General features: G+C 54.9%; 30 protein-coding genes. 1 reads left to right on the top strand and 29 read right to left on the bottom strand.

Features of this window, described 5'->3' with window-relative positions; all coding sequences use genetic code 11:
• The first annotated feature begins 28 nt into the window (after window positions 1–28).
• Window positions 29–2851, top strand: coding sequence for an excinuclease ABC subunit UvrA (gene uvrA, locus QUE89_RS03090; RefSeq protein ID WP_286221784.1), 2823 nt, complete (start codon window positions 29–31; stop codon window positions 2849–2851).
• Window positions 2852–2944: 93 nt separating this feature from the next.
• Here uvrA and rplQ read toward each other — a convergent pair whose 3' ends face one another.
• The 29 genes from rplQ to tuf all read right to left on the bottom strand — a co-directional run bounded on the left by rplQ (window position 2945) and on the right by tuf (window position 17949).
• On the bottom strand, window positions 2945–3343 hold the full coding sequence (gene rplQ / locus QUE89_RS03085) for a 50S ribosomal protein L17 (RefSeq protein WP_041341481.1): 399 nt from the start codon (window positions 3341–3343) through the stop codon (window positions 2945–2947).
• 33 nt (window positions 3344–3376) lie between these two features.
• Window positions 3377–4381, bottom strand: coding sequence for a DNA-directed RNA polymerase subunit alpha (locus QUE89_RS03080; RefSeq protein WP_218637441.1), 1005 nt, complete (start codon window positions 4379–4381; stop codon window positions 3377–3379).
• A gap of 35 nt (window positions 4382–4416) precedes the next feature.
• The gene (gene rpsD / locus QUE89_RS03075) at window positions 4417–5037 is read right to left on the bottom strand and encodes a 30S ribosomal protein S4 (RefSeq protein WP_286221783.1); all 621 of its coding nucleotides are present in this window, start codon (window positions 5035–5037) and stop codon (window positions 4417–4419) included.
• 18 nt (window positions 5038–5055) lie between these two features.
• Window positions 5056–5445: a 30S ribosomal protein S11 gene (gene rpsK, locus QUE89_RS03070; RefSeq protein ID WP_007153992.1), complete on the bottom strand. Its 390-nt coding sequence runs from the start codon at window positions 5443–5445 to the stop codon at window positions 5056–5058.
• Between the two features lie 13 nt (window positions 5446–5458).
• A complete protein-coding gene (gene rpsM, locus QUE89_RS03065; protein WP_012139789.1) occupies window positions 5459–5815 on the bottom strand; it encodes a 30S ribosomal protein S13 in 357 nt (118 codons plus the stop codon).
• 140 nt (window positions 5816–5955) lie between these two features.
• Window positions 5956–6069 (bottom strand): 50S ribosomal protein L36, encoded by a 114-nt coding sequence (gene rpmJ / locus QUE89_RS03060; RefSeq protein WP_008174902.1) that lies wholly within the window; start codon window positions 6067–6069, stop codon window positions 5956–5958.
• A gap of 29 nt (window positions 6070–6098) precedes the next feature.
• Window positions 6099–7421 (bottom strand): preprotein translocase subunit SecY, encoded by a 1323-nt coding sequence (gene secY / locus QUE89_RS03055; protein ID WP_286221781.1) that lies wholly within the window; start codon window positions 7419–7421, stop codon window positions 6099–6101.
• Between the two features lie 17 nt (window positions 7422–7438).
• On the bottom strand, window positions 7439–7873 hold the full coding sequence (rplO, locus tag QUE89_RS03050; RefSeq protein WP_041341467.1) for a 50S ribosomal protein L15: 435 nt from the start codon (window positions 7871–7873) through the stop codon (window positions 7439–7441).
• A 1-nt stretch (window position 7874) separates the two neighbouring features.
• The gene (rpmD, locus tag QUE89_RS03045) at window positions 7875–8063 is read right to left on the bottom strand and encodes a 50S ribosomal protein L30 (RefSeq protein ID WP_203301759.1); all 189 of its coding nucleotides are present in this window, start codon (window positions 8061–8063) and stop codon (window positions 7875–7877) included.
• Between the two features lie 4 nt (window positions 8064–8067).
• Window positions 8068–8568, bottom strand: coding sequence for a 30S ribosomal protein S5 (gene rpsE / locus QUE89_RS03040; protein WP_041341461.1), 501 nt, complete (start codon window positions 8566–8568; stop codon window positions 8068–8070).
• Between the two features lie 12 nt (window positions 8569–8580).
• Window positions 8581–8928 carry a 50S ribosomal protein L18 gene (rplR, locus tag QUE89_RS03035; protein WP_041341459.1) on the bottom strand — a complete coding sequence of 116 codons (348 nt, stop codon included), beginning with the start codon at window positions 8926–8928 and terminating at the stop codon, window positions 8581–8583.
• Between the two features lie 9 nt (window positions 8929–8937).
• A complete protein-coding gene (gene rplF, locus QUE89_RS03030; protein ID WP_041341456.1) occupies window positions 8938–9471 on the bottom strand; it encodes a 50S ribosomal protein L6 in 534 nt (177 codons plus the stop codon).
• Window positions 9472–9480: 9 nt separating this feature from the next.
• Window positions 9481–9873, bottom strand: a complete 393-nt coding sequence (rpsH, locus tag QUE89_RS03025) for a 30S ribosomal protein S8 (protein WP_041341454.1) — start codon at window positions 9871–9873, stop codon at window positions 9481–9483.
• Between the two features lie 88 nt (window positions 9874–9961).
• Entirely contained in the window at window positions 9962–10267 is a 306-nt protein-coding gene (rpsN, locus tag QUE89_RS03020) for a 30S ribosomal protein S14 (protein WP_041341451.1), read from the bottom strand.
• Between the two features lie 13 nt (window positions 10268–10280).
• Window positions 10281–10820, bottom strand: a complete 540-nt coding sequence (gene rplE / locus QUE89_RS03015; protein WP_041341448.1) for a 50S ribosomal protein L5 — start codon at window positions 10818–10820, stop codon at window positions 10281–10283.
• A 15-nt stretch (window positions 10821–10835) separates the two neighbouring features.
• Complete coding sequence (gene rplX, locus QUE89_RS03010) at window positions 10836–11156, bottom strand: 50S ribosomal protein L24 (protein ID WP_041341445.1); 321 nt, start codon at window positions 11154–11156, stop codon at window positions 10836–10838.
• A 17-nt stretch (window positions 11157–11173) separates the two neighbouring features.
• Entirely contained in the window at window positions 11174–11542 is a 369-nt protein-coding gene (gene rplN, locus QUE89_RS03005) for a 50S ribosomal protein L14 (RefSeq protein WP_041341441.1), read from the bottom strand.
• A 15-nt stretch (window positions 11543–11557) separates the two neighbouring features.
• Window positions 11558–11824: a 30S ribosomal protein S17 gene (gene rpsQ, locus QUE89_RS03000; RefSeq protein ID WP_012139774.1), complete on the bottom strand. Its 267-nt coding sequence runs from the start codon at window positions 11822–11824 to the stop codon at window positions 11558–11560.
• Window position 11825: 1 nt separating this feature from the next.
• Complete coding sequence (rpmC, locus tag QUE89_RS02995) at window positions 11826–12017, bottom strand: 50S ribosomal protein L29 (RefSeq protein ID WP_041341437.1); 192 nt, start codon at window positions 12015–12017, stop codon at window positions 11826–11828.
• On the bottom strand, window positions 12017–12430 hold the full coding sequence (gene rplP / locus QUE89_RS02990) for a 50S ribosomal protein L16 (RefSeq protein WP_008174875.1): 414 nt from the start codon (window positions 12428–12430) through the stop codon (window positions 12017–12019). Before rplP ends, rpmC begins: the two co-directional genes overlap by 1 nt.
• Before the next feature lie 12 nt (window positions 12431–12442).
• Window positions 12443–13126 carry a 30S ribosomal protein S3 gene (gene rpsC / locus QUE89_RS02985; protein ID WP_041341433.1) on the bottom strand — a complete coding sequence of 228 codons (684 nt, stop codon included), beginning with the start codon at window positions 13124–13126 and terminating at the stop codon, window positions 12443–12445.
• Window positions 13127–13137: 11 nt separating this feature from the next.
• Window positions 13138–13470: a 50S ribosomal protein L22 gene (gene rplV / locus QUE89_RS02980; protein WP_041341430.1), complete on the bottom strand. Its 333-nt coding sequence runs from the start codon at window positions 13468–13470 to the stop codon at window positions 13138–13140.
• Window positions 13471–13486: 16 nt separating this feature from the next.
• Entirely contained in the window at window positions 13487–13762 is a 276-nt protein-coding gene (gene rpsS, locus QUE89_RS02975) for a 30S ribosomal protein S19 (RefSeq protein ID WP_007154011.1), read from the bottom strand.
• A gap of 23 nt (window positions 13763–13785) precedes the next feature.
• Window positions 13786–14613 (bottom strand): 50S ribosomal protein L2, encoded by an 828-nt coding sequence (gene rplB, locus QUE89_RS02970; RefSeq protein ID WP_286221779.1) that lies wholly within the window; start codon window positions 14611–14613, stop codon window positions 13786–13788.
• 17 nt (window positions 14614–14630) lie between these two features.
• Window positions 14631–14924, bottom strand: a complete 294-nt coding sequence (rplW, locus tag QUE89_RS02965; protein WP_041341428.1) for a 50S ribosomal protein L23 — start codon at window positions 14922–14924, stop codon at window positions 14631–14633.
• Window positions 14921–15526, bottom strand: coding sequence for a 50S ribosomal protein L4 (gene rplD / locus QUE89_RS02960; protein ID WP_041341426.1), 606 nt, complete (start codon window positions 15524–15526; stop codon window positions 14921–14923). Before rplD ends, rplW begins: the two co-directional genes overlap by 4 nt.
• Before the next feature lie 11 nt (window positions 15527–15537).
• The gene (rplC, locus tag QUE89_RS02955) at window positions 15538–16176 is read right to left on the bottom strand and encodes a 50S ribosomal protein L3 (protein ID WP_041341423.1); all 639 of its coding nucleotides are present in this window, start codon (window positions 16174–16176) and stop codon (window positions 15538–15540) included.
• A gap of 76 nt (window positions 16177–16252) precedes the next feature.
• A complete protein-coding gene (rpsJ, locus tag QUE89_RS02950) occupies window positions 16253–16564 on the bottom strand; it encodes a 30S ribosomal protein S10 (RefSeq protein ID WP_041341420.1) in 312 nt (103 codons plus the stop codon).
• Window positions 16565–16752: 188 nt separating this feature from the next.
• The gene (tuf, locus tag QUE89_RS02945) at window positions 16753–17949 is read right to left on the bottom strand and encodes an elongation factor Tu (protein WP_286221773.1); all 1197 of its coding nucleotides are present in this window, start codon (window positions 17947–17949) and stop codon (window positions 16753–16755) included.
• Window position 17950 lies beyond the last annotated feature (1 nt).

Genomic DNA, 17950 nt, shown 5'->3' with positions numbered 1-17950 from the left:
ATTTTCGTTTTTATTTGAGCGAGGTAGTATGGACCACATCCAGATCAAAGGGGCACGCACCCACAACCTGAAGAATATCGACCTCGATATGCCTCGGGACAAGCTGATTGTGGTCACCGGCCTGTCCGGCTCCGGCAAATCATCCCTGGCCTTCGATACCCTTTACGCCGAGGGTCAGCGCCGGTACGTGGAATCCCTGTCGACCTACGCACGCCAATTTCTGTCGATGATGGAAAAGCCCGATGTCGACCACATCGAGGGCCTGTCCCCGGCGATCTCCATTGAACAGAAATCAACATCGCATAACCCACGCTCAACCGTCGGCACCATCACCGAAATCTACGATTATCTCCGACTGCTGTTTGCCCGCGCCGGCGAACCCCGCTGCCCGGACCATGACCAACCTCTGGAAGCCCAGACCATCAGCCAGATGGTTGACCAAGTGTTGGCCATGCCGGAAGACAGCAAACTGATGATCCTGGCGCCGGTGATTCGCGATCGCAAAGGCGAACACCAGCAAATCATCGATACCATGAAGAGTCAGGGCTTTATCCGCCTGCGCGTCGACGGCACCGTGTACGACATCGACGACGTTCCGGCCCTGGACAAGAAGCGCAAACACCAAATTGATGTGGTGGTTGATCGGTTCAAGGTTAAACCCGGGCTGGAACAGCGATTGGCAGAAAGTTTCGAGACCACCCTGGAACTGGCCGACGGCATTGCACTGGTGGCGCCCATGACTGGCGAAGGTGAAGAACACACCTTCTCGGCGCGGTACGCGTGCACGCAGTGTGGTTATTCCCTCAGCGAACTCGAACCACGGATCTTTTCATTCAACAACCCTGCCGGCGCCTGCCCTACCTGTGATGGCCTGGGCGTGAAGCAGTTCTTTGATCCGGAAAAGATCATCCAACACCCCGAAGCCACTCTGGCCGCCGGTGCCATAAAGGGCTGGGATCGCCGGGCCGTTTATTACTTCCAGATGCTCGGCAGCGTTGCAGACCATTACGGCATGGACCTGGAAACGCCCTGGATCGACCTGCCCGCAGAGTTCCAGGAAGTTCTCCTGAACGGCTCTGGCACTGAGGACATCCCCTTCCGGTACGTAAACTCCCGTGGTCACATCATGGAGAAGGCGCATCCGTTTGAGGGCATCCTGCCCAACCTTGAGCGTCGCTACCGGGAAACAGAATCCCAGAGCATGCGCGAAGAGCTGGCCCGTAACCTGAGCACCCAGCCCTGCAAGGCCTGCCATGGCTCACGGCTGCGGCGCAGTGCCCGCCACGTGTTTATCGAGAAACGAAATCTGCCCGAGGTAACCCGGTTGCCGGTCGGCGAGGCCCATCATTACTTTGAGCACCTGGCCCTGCCCGGCCGCAAGGGCGAAATCGCAGAAAAGATCCTGAAAGAAGTGCGCCAGCGCCTCCAGTTCCTGGTCAATGTCGGCCTGGAATACCTGACCCTGGAGCGCAGCGCCGATACCCTCTCTGGCGGCGAGGCCCAGCGCATCCGCCTGGCCAGCCAGATTGGTGCCGGCCTGGTCGGTGTCATGTACATTCTCGATGAGCCGTCCATCGGGCTGCATCAGCGCGACAATGATCGCCTGCTTGCCACGCTTACCCATCTGCGGGATCTTGGCAACACGGTGATCGTGGTCGAGCACGACGAAGATGCCATTCGGGCAGCCGATCACGTCATAGATATCGGCCCCGGCGCAGGCATCCACGGCGGCAAGATCATTGCTCAGGGCACGCCACAGCAGATTATCGACCACCCTGACTCGTTAACCGGGCAGTACCTGAATGGCACCCGCGAGATTGCGGTGCCGAAAAACCGAAACTCAGGCAACGGCAAGTCGCTGACCCTGACTGGGGCCACTGGCAACAACCTGCAGGATGTCACCCTGAACCTGCCACTGGGCATTATGACCTGCGTTACCGGTGTCTCCGGCTCAGGCAAGTCCACCCTGATCAACAGCACCCTGTATCCGGTCGCGGCCGCCAAACTGAACAAGGCCACCAGTCTGAGCCACGCCCCTTACCGATCACTCAAGGGCCTGGACCATCTGGACAAGGTCATTGATATTGACCAGAGCCCGATTGGCCGCACGCCCCGATCCAACCCGGCCACCTACACCGGACTGTTCACCCCCATTCGTGAGCTGTTCGCCGGCACCCAGGAGGCTCGCTCCCGGGGCTATAAGCCGGGGCGTTTCTCGTTCAACGTCAAGGGGGGGCGATGTGAGGCGTGCCAGGGCGACGGTGTCATCAAGGTTGAGATGCACTTCCTGCCGGATGTGTATGTGCCCTGTGATGTCTGCAAAGGCAAGCGTTATAACCGGGAAACCCTGGAGGTCCGGTACAAGGGCAAAAACATTCACGAAGTGTTGGAGATGACCGTCGAGGAAGGCCGGGAATTTTTCGATGCGGTTCCGTTTCTCGCCCGCAAACTCCAGACCCTGATGGACGTGGGCCTCTCGTACATCCGCCTGGGCCAAAGTGCCGTCACGCTCTCAGGTGGCGAAGCCCAGCGGGTCAAACTCGCGAAAGAACTGTCCAAGCGAGACACTGGCCAGACCCTGTACATTCTGGACGAGCCGACCACTGGCCTGCACTTCTACGACATCCAGCAATTGCTGCTCGTACTCGAACGCCTGCGGGACCACGGCAATACCATCGTGGTAATCGAGCACAATCTGGACGTCATCAAGACCGCGGACTGGATAATCGACCTGGGACCAGAGGGCGGCTCAGGCGGCGGCCAGATCATTGCCGAAGGGACACCGGAAGACGTTGCGGACAACTCTGCCTCGCACACCGGCAAGTACCTCAAATCAATGCTGAGCAAATAACCGGCGGGCGGGTAACACCCCGCCCATCCGTCAGACACAAAAAAACCGGGAACCTTTCGGAACCCGGTTTTTTATGGGCCGAAGCCGAGGAACTTACTCCTCGCCTTCGTCCACCTCTTCCGCTTCGATATCCAGCGGACGACCGACCAGTTCAACAAATGCCATCGGGGCATTGTCACCAGCACGGAAACCGCACTTCAGGATACGAAGGTAACCACCCGGACGCTCGTTGTAACGAGGGCCAAGCTCATCAAACAGCTTGGCTACCGCTGCATCGTCACGCAGGCGAGAGAACGCCAGACGACGATTCGCGACCGAATCATTCTTAGAGAGCGTGATCAAAGGCTCAGCTACTCGACGAAGCTCTTTAGCTTTCGGCAGCGTTGTTTTGATCAGCTCGTGTTCAACCAGTGACGCAGTCATGTTACGGAACATGGCCTTGCGATGCGCACTGGTCCTGCTGAACTTACGACCACTCTTACGATGACGCATTGCTCTTATTCCTTACCTTAAACTAATCGGCGATTAACCGCCCAACACCCGGTCGTCGCCACGAAGGCTAGCCGGCGGCCAGTTATCAAGACGCATGCCCAATGACAGACCACGAGACGCCAAAACGTCCTTGATCTCGGTCAGCGACTTTTTACCAAGGTTAGGCGTCTTCAACAGCTCAACTTCAGTGCGCTGGATCAGATCGCCGATGTAGTAAATATTCTCAGCCTTCAAGCAGTTAGCTGAACGCACTGTCAATTCCAGATCATCAACCGGACGCAACAGGATCGGATCGATTTCTTCCTCTTCCTCTACGCGCTCTGGCTCTTTTTCATGATCGAAATCAACAAATACCGCCAGTTGCTGCTGGAGGATGGTCGCGGCCCGGCGAATTGCTTCTTCCGGATCGATCGTCCCATTGGTCTCCAGATCAATCACCAGCTTGTCCAGATCGGTCCGCTGCTCTACCCGTGCACTTTCCACGGCGTAAGCCACACGACGAACCGGGCTGAAAGTTGCATCCAGCTGCAGGCGTCCAATGGCGCGAGTTTCGTCCTCGTCGAGACCACGCTGGTCTGCCGGCTCATAGCCGCGACCGCGGTTAACACGCAGACGCATGTTCACTTCACCATTTTCGCTCAGGTGACAGATCACGTGCTCCGGGTTAGCGATCTCAACATCATGGTCGAGCTTGATATCACCGGCGGTGACAACGCCCGGGCCTTTCTTGCTGAGCGTGAGCTCGGCATCGTCCCGACCGTTCATTTTCACGGCGACGCCTTTGAGATTCAAAAGAATCTCGATGACGTCTTCCTGGACACCCTCAATGGCGCTGTACTCGTGCAAGACGCCATCGATCTGCGCTTCAGTTACAGCGCAGCCCGGCATCGAGGACAAGAGAATACGGCGCAGCGCGCTGCCCAGAGTGTGGCCAAAGCCTCTTTCCAGAGGCTCGAGCGTCACCTTGGCACGCGTGGCGCTGGATTCTTTCACGTCAATGGTACGAGGTGTCAATAACTCATGTACTGAACGCTGCATAGACGCCCCTATCTGCTATCGTTGCTAACTGGGCTTTACTTAGAGTAAAGCTCGACGATGAGGTTCTCGTTGATGTCGGCCGGCAGTTCAGTACGCTCAGGCACTGACCTGTAAACGCCTGACATCTTGTTGGCGTCGACCTCTACCCAGCTCACCGGTGCACGACTTGCAGACAGATCCAGCGCGCCTTTTACGCGAAGCTGGTTCTTGGCCTTTTCGCGCACGCTCACAACATCACCCGGCTTGACCTGGTAGGAAGCAATGTTCACTACCTTGTCGTTCACCAGGATCGCTTTGTGAGAAACGAGCTGACGGGATTCAGCACGGGTAGAACCAAAGCCCATGCGGTATACAACGTTATCCAGACGACCTTCCAGCAGCTGCAGCAGGTTTTCACCAGTTGCACCTTTGCCTCGGGCTGCCTCTTTGTAGTAATTACGGAACTGCTTCTCAAGCACGCCGTAGATACGACGAACTTTCTGTTTTTCACGAAGCTGAACGCCGTACTCGGACAGACGACCGCGACGCGCGCCGTGCATACCCGGCGGAGTCTCGATGTTGCACTTGGAATCGAGCGCGCGAACACCGCTCTTTAGAAAAAGATCTGTCCCTTCACGACGAGACAGCTTGCACTTCGGGCCTATATAACGAGCCATATTTCACTGTCTCCTGTGTTAGACGCGGCGCTTTTTGGGCGGACGACAGCCGTTATGGGGAATCGGCGTCACATCTGTGATGTTAGTGATCTTGTAGCCGCACGCGTTCAGCGCACGAACTGCAGATTCACGTCCGGGCCCAGGACCCTTAACCTCTACGTCCAGGTTTTTAAGGCCGTATTCAGCAGCCGCGTTACCGGCTCTTTCAGCTGCTACCTGCGCAGCAAAAGGTGTACTCTTGCGTGACCCACGGAAACCGGAACCACCAGAGGTGGCCCAGGACAGGACGTTGCCCTGACGGTCAGAAATGGTCACGATAGTGTTGTTGAAGGACGCGTGAATGTGCGCGACGCCATCAACAACCGTCTTTTTCACCTTTTTACGGGTACGTGTACCTGGCTTTGCCATGTTTGCCTACCTGTTACTTACGAATAGGTTTGCGTGGACCTTTACGGGTGCGAGCGTTGGTCTTGGTGCGCTGGCCACGGACCGGAAGGCCATGACGATGACGCAGACCACGGTGACATCCGAGATCCTTCAAACGCTTGATGTTCATCTGTACTTCACGACGCAGATCGCCTTCGACAGACACCTTGCCCACTTCAGTACGAAGTGATTCAAGCTGCTCATCGCTCAGGTCTTTGACCTTGACGTCCGGCTTAACGCCGGTTGCATCGCAAAGCTTCTGGGCTGTTGTCTTGCCAACACCAAAAATGTATGTCAGCGAGATAACAGCATGTTTGTTATCGGGTATATTGACACCGGCTATACGTGCCATCCAAATTACTCCGCGTTCAAAGCTTTGCTGTGTGAATTTTCCGCCACAAAAAGGGCGCGAAATAATAGCGCCTGACTCCTGTCGAAGTCAAGCGCCAGTATTCCGAACCCCTTTGCGTTATCAGGTTTTGTCCCGAAGGATTAACCCTGACGCTGCTTGTGGCGAGGCTCCGAGCAAATGACTCGTACTGAGCCATTGCGACGAATTACTTTGCAGTTACGGCAAATTTTCTTTACCGAAGCGCGTACTTTCATTGTCGACTCCAGTTTTCAAGGGGAACAGCTTAGCCGTTCCGACCATAGCCCTTGAGATTGGACTTCTTCATCAGCGAATCATACTGATGAGACATCAGGTGTGACTGTACCTGCGCCATGAAATCCATCACCACGACTACCACAATCAGCAGTGAGGTGCCGCCCAGATAGAACGGTACATTCCCGGCCACCATCAGAAACTGTGGGAACAGGGACACTGCTGCAATGTACATTGCACCGAACAGCGTCAGGCGGGTCAGCACACCATCGATATACTTGGCTGTCTGATCGCCCGGACGAATGCCCGGAATAAACGCTCCAGAGCGCTTGAGGTTATCCGCAACTTCTTTCGGATTGTACATCAACGCTGTATAGAAGAAGCAGAAGAACACAACTGCTGCTGCGAACAGGATGATATACAACGGCTGACTGGGCGCCAATGCCTGAGAAACATCGCTGAGCCATTCCATGCCCTCGCCCTGGCCAAACCACTGCCCGATCGACGCCGGGAACAACAGAATGGATGAAGCAAAGATCGGCGGAATAACCCCGGCCATGTTCACCTTAAGTGGCAGATGGCTGGATTGCTGTGCAAACACACGGCGACCCTGCTGACGCTTGGCGTAGTTGATGGTCAGACGACGCTGACCACGCTCCATGAACACCACGAAGCCGATGACGGCTACCGCGAGAACACCAATTCCCAGTACCACCAGGAGACTCATCTCGCCATTTCTGGCTTGCTCGAGAGTCTGACCAATGGCGCCAGGCAAGCCAGCCACAATGCCCGCGAAAATCAGCAGGGAAATCCCGTTGCCGACGCCGCGCTCAGTGATCTGCTCACCCAGCCACATCATGAAGACTGCACCACTCACGAAGGAAACAACTGCCACGAAGTGGAAGCTGAAGCTGTCGTTAAAGGTCACGCCTTGTGATGCCAGACCGACAGAAATACCAGCGCCCTGAACCAGGGCGAGGATAACCGTACCATACCGCGTGTATTGACTGATCTTACGACGACCAGCCTCGCCTTCTTTTTTCAGCTGCTCAAGCTGCGGGCTTACCGCAGTCATGAGCTGCATGATAATCGAAGCCGAAATATACGGCATGATACCGAGAGCGAAGATACTCATGCGCTCAAGCGCACCACCAGAAAACATGTTGAACATGCTCAGGATTGTGCCCTGATTCTGCTCAAACAGTGCCGCCAAACGGTCGGGGTTGATCCCCGGCACCGGAATATGGGCACCGATCCGGTACACCAACAATGCCAGGAAGACAAACCAGAGCCGCGATCGCAGCTCTGCCAGTCCTTTACCCGCGCCCGCAGGCAATGATGCTGTCTTGGCCATTTAGTCCTCGACTCGCCTTAGTCTTCGACTTTACCACCCGCGGCGGCAATTGCCTCGCGTGCGCCTTTGGTTACCCGAAGGCCCTTAACGGTTACTGCACGGCTCAGTTCGCCGGACAGGATAACCTTGGCTTCGCGAATTTCTTCGCGAATGATATCCGCCTTTTTAAGAGCTTCCAGATCGACCACATCGCCTTCAACCTTCGCCAGTTCATTCAGGCGAATTTCGGCAACGTAACGCTGCTGACGAGAGGTAAAACCAAACTTCGGCAGACGACGAGCCAGAGGCTGCTGACCACCCTCGAAACCAGGAGCTACGCTGCCACCTGAACGGGCCTTCAGACCCTTGTGACCGCGACCACCGGTTTTACCGAGACCGCTACCGATACCACGACCAACTCGCTTAGGAGCCTGACGTGAACCGGGTTCCGGACTAAGTTCGTTCAGACGCATCTTAGTTCTCCTCAACCCGAACCAGGTAATCTACCCGGTTGATCATGCCGCGGATGGAAGGTGTATCTTCCAATTCCACGGTGTGACCGATTTTACGAAGACCCAGGCCCTTCACACATGCTTTGTGCTTGGGCTGGCAGCCGATAGGGCTGCGGGTCAGAGTTACTTTGATCGTTTTTGCGTTCGCCATGACTTCAACCCAGAATCTCTTCCACGGTCTTACCGCGCTTGGCTGCGATATCTTCAGGCGCTTGCGTTGCCTGGAGACCCTTGATGGTGGAACGTACCACGTTGACCGGGTTGGTAGACCCGTAACACTTGGACAGTACGTTCTGAACACCTGCCACTTCCAGTACAGCGCGCATCGCGCCGCCGGCGATGATGCCGGTACCTTCGGAAGCCGGCTGCATGTAGACCTTGGAGCCGCCATGCTGTGCCTTCACCGCGTACTGCAGAGTAGTACCGTCCAGCGGGACATCAACCATGTTTTTACGCGCAGCTTCCATAGCCTTCTGGATAGCGACCGGCACTTCACGCGCCTTGCCACGACCAAAACCAACGCGACCTTTACCATCACCCACTACAGTCAGTGCGGTGAAGGCGAAAATACGGCCACCTTTTACTACTTTGGCGACACGATTGACCTGAACCAGCTTTTCCTGGAGCTCAGGCGCCTTCTGTTCGTTAACGCTCATCTTCTCCACCTCTTAGAATTGCAAGCCAGCTTCACGGGCTGCGTCGGCCAGAGCCTGAATACGGCCGTGATAACGGTAACCTGAGCGGTCAAAAGCGACCTGCTCAACACCTGCTGCCTTGGCACGCTCAGCGATCAGCTGACCGACCTTCTTGGCAGCGTCCACGTTACCGGTTGCACCCTGGCGCAGTTCCTTATCCAACGTGGAGGCAGAAGCCAGCACTTTGCTGCCATCTGCAGTCGTAACCTGGGCGTACATGTGACGCGGTGTGCGATGGACGCACAGGCGATTGGTACCCAGTTCACGGATCTTCATGCGCACTTTGCGTGCGCGACGCAATCTTTCGTTATTCGCGCTCATAGTCCCGCCTTATTTCTTCTTGGCTTCTTTGCGTCTGACCTGCTCATCCGCATAACGAACACCCTTACCCTTATAAGGCTCGGGCGGACGGAACGCGCGGACATCAGCAGCGACCTGGCCAACCTGTTGCTTGTCGATACCGCGGATAACTACTTCCGTATTGGACGGAGTTTCTGCGGTAATCCCCTCGGGCAGCTCATATTCAACCGGGTGTGAAAAACCCAGTGTCAGATTGAGCTTCTTACCTTGCGCCTGGGCACGGTAACCTACGCCCGTCAGCTGGAGCTTGCGCTCAAAGCCTGTGGATACACCAGTCACCATGTTGTTGACCAGTGCACGAGTAGTACCAGCAAGAGCGCGGGACTGTTTAGCACCATCGCGGGCAACAAAGCGCAGTACGTTTTCGTCCTGCGTTACTTCGACCGCTTGGTGAATGGTGATTTCAAGTGCTCCTTTGGAGCCCTTTACACTAATTTCCTGTCCGTTCAGCTTAACCTCAACACCGGAAGGCAGCACGACAGGATTATTGGCAACCCTGGACATGTGTATCTCCTAGAATACGGTGCAGATGACTTCGCCACCCACGCCAGCAGCTCGTGCGGCGCGGTCTGTCATAACGCCCTTGGACGTTGAGACAATCGCGACTCCCAAACCACCGGATACCTTCGGTAGTTCCCCAGCGCCGTTGTACTGGCGCAGACTCGGACGGCTGACCCGCTTGATCTCTTCAATAACCGGCTTGCCGCCGAAGTATTTCAGAGTGATCGTCAGCTCGGGCTTCGCGTCGGCTGAAACGGAAAAGTCTTCCACGTAACCTTCGTCCTTAAGGACCTGGGCTACGGAGATCTTCATCTTTGAAGACGGCATCGTAACATCTGTCTTAGACGCCATCTGTGCATTACGAATACGAGTAAACATATCCGCAAGCGTGTCTTGCATACTCATTGGTATGAGGCTCCTGATCTTTTTAGTTGTGCAGCGGCGTGCCGCACCGCTTACCAACAGGCACCTGACCGAAGTCAGGGTGCCTATCTTACCAGCTTGCCTTGGTCAGGCCCGGAACGTCACCGCGCATGCCGTACTCACGGAGCTTAATCCGTGAAAGTTCGAACTTGCGGAGAACGCCGTGGGGACGACCAGTCACCTGGCAACGATTCCGAAGACGCGAGGGGCTTGCATCGCGAGGAAGCTGTTGCAGCTTCATCTGTGCGTCCCAACGGTCATCATCGCTGGTATTCGGGTTCTTGATAATCGCCTTGAGCTCAGCACGCTTCGCTGCAAATTTCGCAACGGTTTGTTCGCGCTTCAGCTCACGGTTTTTCATGGAAACCTTAGCCATTACACTCGTTCCTTTATTTCTTGAACGGAAAGCCGAAGGCTTTCAGCAGTTCACGACCTTCATCGTCGGTACCGGCAGTAGTGGTAATGGTGATGTCCAGACCACGGATCTTGTCGACTTTGTCGTACTCGATCTCAGGGAAAATGATCTGCTCACGCACACCCATGCTGTAGTTACCACGACCGTCGAACGACTTGGGATTCAGACCACGGAAGTCACGAATGCGGGGTACCGCAATGTGAACCAGGCGATCAAAGAAGTCCCACATACGCTCGCCGCGCAGAGTAACCTTGCAACCGATCGGCCAACCTTCACGGATTTTGAAACCCGCAACGGATTTACGTGCCTTGGTAACAACAACCTTTTGACCTGCCAGGCGCTCTAGATCCGCCACGGCATTTTCAATCAGCTTCTTGTCACCAACCGCTTCGCCGACACCCATGTTAAGGGTGATCTTTTCGATACGCGGCACCTGCATGATGTTCTTGTAGCTGAACTCTTTCTGCAGGGCGGGTACCACTTCCTTACTGTACTGCTCTTTCATGTTAAGCATCGTAACCACCACCGCTTACTGGTTATCGACAGCTTCGTTCGTGGACTTGAAGATCCGCACTTTAGCGCCGTCTTCCTTGGTCTGGAAGCCAACACGATCGGCTTTGCCGGTCTGCGGATTAAAAATAGCCACGTTGGAAGCCTGGATAGGTGCTTCTTTTTCGACGATGCCACCTGGGGTGCCCAGCATCGGGTTAGGTTTGGTGTGCTTCTTGATCATGTTGATCCCAGAAACAAGCACTCGACCATCGTCCTGAACCTTCAGGACTTTACCACGTTTGCCTTTATCTTTCCCCGTGGTGACGATTACTTCGTCATCTCGTTTGATCTTTTTCATAACCGGCCTCTGGTCCTTTAAAGTACTTCGGGTGCCAGTGAAATAATTTTCATGAACTTCTCATTACGCAGTTCACGGGTAACCGGTCCGAAGATACGGGTACCAATGGGAGCGTCCTGAGGGTTCAGAAGTACCGCCGCGTTTCCGTCGAAACGGATCAGCGAACCGTCGGGACGGCGAACACCCTTACGAGTGCGCACCACCACAGCCTTCAGGACCTGGCCTTTCTTCACTTTACCGCGGGGGATGGCTTCCTTAACGGTAACCTTGATGATATCCCCTACGCTGGCATAACGCCGATGTGAACCGCCCAGGACCTTAATGCACATCACCTGACGCGCACCGCTGTTATCCGCGACTTCAAGCATTGTTTGAGTCTGAATCATGGTTGTTCTCCGGCGTTACACCTTGGATGCACGTTCGGTGACTTCCACCAGGGCCCAGCTCTTGGTCTTAGAGACCGGACGGGTTTCCTGGATGGTCACAGTGTCACCGACGTTACACTGATTACTCTCATCGTGAGCGTGAATCTTGGTTGAGCGCTTCATGTACTTACCGTACAGAGGGTGCTTCACCTGACGCTCGACCAGAACGACGATGGATTTCTCCATCTTGTTGCTCACGACCTTGCCGCTCAGAGTTCTGGCAGTTTGGGTAGCTTCAGTCATGTCACTGTCCTGCCTTTTCATTCAATACTGTTTTCACGCGAGCAATCTCACGTTTCACCTTGCCGAGAAGGTGAGACTGATTCAGCTGACCTGTCGCCTTACGCATGCGCAGGTTGAACTGCTCCTTCAGGAGGTCGATCAGCTCTTTGTTCAGCTCCTCGACTGACTTTTCACGCAGCTCTGTTGCTTTCATCACATCACCGTCCTCGTTACAAAGGTGGTCTGTACCGGCAGTTTGGCCGCAGCGAGAGTGAAGGCATCACGAGCGATTTCCTCAGATACACCTTCCATCTCGTAGAGCATGCGGCCTGGCTGAATTTCAGCGACCCAATACTCGACAGAACCCTTACCTTTACCCATTCGTACTTCCAGCGGCTTACCAGTGATCGGCTTGTCCGGGAATACCCGGATCCAGATCTTCCCGCCACGCTTAATGCGACGAGTCATGGTACGACGCGCTGCCTCAATCTGGCGCGCAGTTATACGCCCACGACTGGTAGCTTTCAATCCGTATTCACCGAAGCTCACCTTGTTAGCGCGGTGAGCAAGACCGGTATTACGGCCTTTCATTACCTTGCGAAATTTGGTGCGTTTTGGTTGCAGCATAAGAGTGCCCCTTTACTTAGAACCTTTCTTCCCAGAGGCTTTCTTGTCAGCACGGACCTGCTCCATACCACCAAGAATCTCACCTTTGAAGATCCATACCTTGACGCCGATTACGCCGTAAGTGGTATGCGCTTCGTAGGTTGCGTAATCAATATCTGCACGCAGTGTGTGCAGAGGTACACGACCTTCGCGATACCACTCGGAACGCGCAATTTCAGCACCCCCGAGACGACCGCCTACCTGGATCTTGATACCCTTGGCGCCTTGACGCATGGCGTTCTGTACCGCGCGCTTCATAGCACGACGGAACATCACACGACGCTCCAGCTGACCGGCAACGTTTTGCGCTACCAGGCGGGCATCCAGGTCCGGCTTGCGGACTTCTTCGATGTTGATGTGCACAGGCACACCCATCATGTCGCTGACTTCGCGACGCAGACGATCAACATCTTCACCCTTCTTACCGATAACAATACCGGGACGGGCAGTATGGATCGTGATACGGGCGTTCTGAGCAGGGCGCTCGATCACAATCTTGCTGACAGACGCCTTAACCAGACGCTTGTCGAGGAATTCACGAACCTGAATGTCATTCAACAGGTTCTGTGAGTATTCCTTTTTGTCGGCATACCAGACTGAGTTGTGCTCTTTGATCACACCCAGGCGAATGCCGGTTGGATTTACTTTATGACCCATCTGAGCATCTCCTACTTGTCGGCGACCTTGACGGTGATATGGCAGGTGCGCTTGAAAATCCGGTCAGCGCGCCCCTTGGCTCGAGCTTTGATTCGCTTGAGCGTCGGACCCTCATCCACCATTACGGTGGAAACCCGCAGTTCGTCAACGTCCAGACCTTCGTTGTGCTCAGCGTTAGCGATGGCAGACTCAAGAGCTTTCTTGAGTACAACCGCCGCCTTCTTTGGGCTGAAAGTCAGAATGTTCAGGGCATCCTCAACCGCCTTGCCGCGTACTTGGTCAGCGACAAGACGTGCTTTCTGAGCTGAGAGGTTAGCGCCCTTATACTTGGCTGCTACTTCCATTTCTATTCCCTCACAATCAGCGTTTAGCTTTCTTGTCGGCCGCATGACCACGATAAGTACGCGTTGCCGCGAACTCACCCAGCTTATGTCCAACCATATCTTCGGTGACATAAACCGGCACGTGCTGCTTGCCGTTGTGGACTGCAATGGTCAGGCCTACCATCTCCGGAAATACTGTCGACCGGCGCGACCAGGTCTTGATCGGTCGCTTGTCGTTAGCTTCCAGAGCTGCCTCGACCTTCTTCAACAGATGCAGGTCTATAAAAGGACCTTTCTTTAAAGAACGTGGCACAGCAATTACCTCTATGTAGTCGTTTACTTGGCCGAACGACGACGTACTATCATTTTATCAGTACGCTTGTTCTTACGAGTCTTATGCCCTTTGGTCGGAACACCCCACGGAGTAACCGGGTGACGTCCGCCAGAGGTACGCCCTTCACCACCACCATGTGGGTGGTCAACTGGGTTCATAGCAACACCACGTACTGTTGGGCGTTTGCCGCGCCAACGTGATGCACCCGCTTTACCAAGCTGCTTGAGACTGTGCTCGCTGTTGGATACTTCACCCAACGTTGCGCGGCAATCTACAAGCACCTTTCGCATTTCACCTGAGCGCAGGCGGATGGTGGCATATGCACCTTCACGCGCTACTAGCTGTACGGATGCGCCCGCGGAGCGAGCCAGCTGAGCACCTTTGCCAGGCTTGAGTTCAACGCAGTGGATTACGGAACCGACCGGAATATTCCGGAGCGGCAACGTGCTACCCACTTTAATCGGCGCGTCGATACCGGAGCGCACAGGATCACCGATCTGCATACCTTTGGGAGCGACAATGTAACGACGCTCGCCATCGGCGTACTTGACCAGTGCAATGTGCGCAGAGCGGTTAGGATCGTATTCCAGGCGCTCAATGACCGCCGGGATACCATCTTTGGTCCGCTTAAAATCAATTACACGGTAGTGCTTCTTGTGACCACCACCAGTGTGACGTGTGGTAATGCGACCCGCATTATTACGTCCACCCGTCTTATTCTTTCTTTCTACCAACGGCTCGTAAGGGCGCCCTGTGTGCAGATCCGGGTTGTAAAGCTTTACAACGTGACGGCGTCCGGCAGATGTTGGTTTGGTTTTGACGATCGGCATATTACGACCCCTTTACCTTATTCCACATCCAGAAAATCGATGTCCTGACCTTCAGCCAGCTTTACGTAAGCCTTACGAATGTCATTACGCTTGCCGAACCCGCGGATAGTGCGCTTGAGCTTACCCTTACGGTTCAGAACCTGAACACCTTCGACGGTGACGTTGAACAGTTGCTCAACGGCTTTCTTGATCTCGGGCTTGGTTGCGTCCGGGGCTACCCGAAACACTACCTGGCCGTGCTCGGCCACCAGAGAAGCTTTCTCAGATACGTGCGGTCCAAGCAGGACCTTGTAAATACGCTCCTGATTCATCCCAGCATCTCCTCGATCTTCTTCAGAGCAGGCACAGTGATCACGACGCTGTCGTGAGCAACCAGGCTAACCGGATCAAGACCTGCGATATCACGAACATCAACGTGCGGGATGTTGCGTGAAGCAAGGTGCAGGTTCTGCTCAACGCTTTCAGACAGGATCAGCGCATTGCTTACTCCGAGATCCTTCAGCTTAGCGGTGAACGCCTTGGTCTTCGGGCTGTCGACATTCAACTCATCAACAACTACCAGACGCTCTTGGCGAACCAGCTCAGAAAAAATAGAACGCATTGCTGCGCGGTACATCTTCCGGTTTACCTTTTGCTCAAAACCGCGAGGCTTGGCTGCAAAGGTAACACCACCGGCGCGCCAGATTGGGCTGCGGATAGTACCAGCACGGGCACGACCAGTGCCCTTCTGACGCCATGGCTTCTTACCACCACCGCTGACTTCAGAACGCGTCTTTTGAGCCTTGGTACCTTGGCGGCCAGCTGCCATATAAGCAGTAACAACCTGGTGCACCAGCGACTCGTTAAAATCTTTGGCAAATGCAGCGTCGGAAACAGAAATTCCCTTGCCGCTACCTGTAATAGTCAATTCCATCGCACCGCTCCTCAGGCTTTAACTGCAGGCTTGATGACAACGTCGCCGCCAGTAGCACCGGGTACGGCACCACTCACCAGCAGCAGGTTGCGCTCGGCGTCGACACGGACAATTTTCAGGTTCTGCACAGTTACTTGCGCATTACCCATCTGGCCCGCCATCTTCTTGCCTTTGAATACCTTACCCGGAGTCTGGTTCTGACCAATGGAGCCCGGAGCACGGTGAGAGAGGGAGTTACCGTGAGTAGCGTCTTGCATGGAGAAGTTCCAACGCTTTACGCCGCCCTGAAAACCCTTACCTTTGGACCGACCGATGGCGTCAACCACCTGACCGTCTTCAAAGATTGAAGCTGTGATCTCGCCGCCGGCGGCCAGGTCTTCGCCCTCGCCTTCAGCCAGACGGAATTCCCACATACCACGACCGGCTTCAACACCCGCCTTAGCATAGTGACCAGCTTCACTCTTGGTTACACGTGAGGAACGACGGGCACCTACAGTGACCTGAACGGCACGGTAGCCATCGCTTTCAAGAGTTTTAAGTTGGGTAATCCGGTTAGGTTCAACCTCGATTACCGTTACGGGCAGTGCCTGCCCATCTTCCGTAAAAATACGGGTCATACCGGCCTTACGACCGACAACACCAATTGCCATGTTTCACCTCTTAAGTGTACGGGGCTCGCACCCTCTATGGCCTTATGACAGTTACACAGACTAATACCTGGCGGTATTAGCCGAGGCTGATCTGAACGTCTACACCTGCTGCCAGGTCCAACTTCATCAAAGCATCTACTGTCTTTTCCGTCGGCTCAACGATGTCGAGCAAACGCTTATGCGTACGAATTTCATACTGGTCGCGCGCGTCTTTGTTGACGTGCGGAGAAACCAGGATGGTGTACTTTTCCTTCCGCGTCGGCAGAGGGATAGGTCCACGCACCTGAGCGCCGGTCCGCTTCGCGGTATCGACGATCTCCTGTGTGGACTGGTCGATCAGGCGATAATCAAACGCCTTCAACCGGATTCGAATTTTTTGGCTTTGCATGATGCACCAAACTCCACTCGTAGCAGCTACTTGTTAGCCGACCTTCAAAAAAAGGAGCCGCATTGTATGCATAATACCCAACCCTGTCAACAGGCATCCTGTTTGACCGGGTCAGGCACAAGCATCGCGACTGAAACAGAAAAAGGGGCTGAATAATTCAGCCCCTTTTTCCTGATCACACGAGTGACTTACTCGATGATCTTGGCGACCACGCCGGCACCAACGGTACGACCACCTTCGCGAATCGCGAAGCGCAGGCCATCTTCCATGGCGATCGGAGCGATCAGGGTAACGCTCATCTTCACGTTGTCACCCGGCATAACCATTTCCACGCCTTCCGGCAGTTCACAGGAACCAGTTACGTCGGTGGTACGGAAGTAGAACTGAGGACGGTAGCCCTTGAAGAACGGAGTATGACGACCACCTTCGTCCTTGCTCAATACGTACACTTCGCACTCAAACTTGGTGTGCGGCTTGATGGAGCCCGGCTTACACAGAACCTGACCACGCTCAACGTCGTCACGCTTGGTACCACGCAGCAGAACACCAACGTTCTCACCAGCACGGCCTTCGTCCAGCAGCTTGCGGAACATCTCAACGCCGGTGCAAGTCGTCTTGACGGTATCTTTGATACCAACAATCTCGATCTCTTCACCAACCTTAATAACGCCACGCTCAACACGACCGGTCACAACGGTACCACGACCCGAGATGGAGAACACGTCCTCGATCGGCATCAGGAACGGCTGATCGATAGCACGCTCTGGCTCAGGGATGTACTCGTCCAGGGCTTCTACCAGCTTCTTAACAGCGGTAGTACCCATCTCGTTGTCGTCCTTACCTTCCAGCGCCATCAGCGCGGAACCGGTAACGATCGGAGTGTCGTCGCCCGGGAAGTCGTACTGGCTCAGCAGATCACGAACTTCCATCTCAACCAGCTCGAGCAGCTCTTCGTCATCAACCATGTCCGCTTTGTTCAGGAACACAACGATGAACGGAACGCCAACCTGACGAGACAGCAGGATGTGCTCACGAGTCTGCGGCATGGGGCCGTCAGCTGCGGAGCAAACCAGGATCGCGCCGTCCATCTGCGCCGCACCAGTGATCATGTTCTTCACATAGTCAGCGTGGCCCGGGCAATCTACGTGTGCGTAGTGACGAGTCGGGGAGTCGTACTCAACGTGAGAAGTGGCGATGGTGATACCACGCGCTTTCTCTTCCGGAGCGTTATCGATCTGATCGAATGCACTCGCAGAACCTGTACCCCAAACTTCGTGACATACACGAGTCAGAGCGGCGGTCAGTGTGGTCTTACCATGGTCAACGTGACCAATGGTGCCAACGTTCAAGTGCGGTTTACTACGGTCAAATTTTTCTTTAGACACG

Origin of the sequence: Marinobacter sp. LA51 (genome assembly GCF_030297175.1) — a bacterium.
GTDB classification, from domain to species: Bacteria; Pseudomonadota; Gammaproteobacteria; order Pseudomonadales; family Oleiphilaceae; genus Marinobacter; species Marinobacter apostichopi.
The sequence above is the reverse complement of the archived record's forward strand: the minus strand, read 5'-3'. Positions and strand labels throughout refer to the sequence as shown.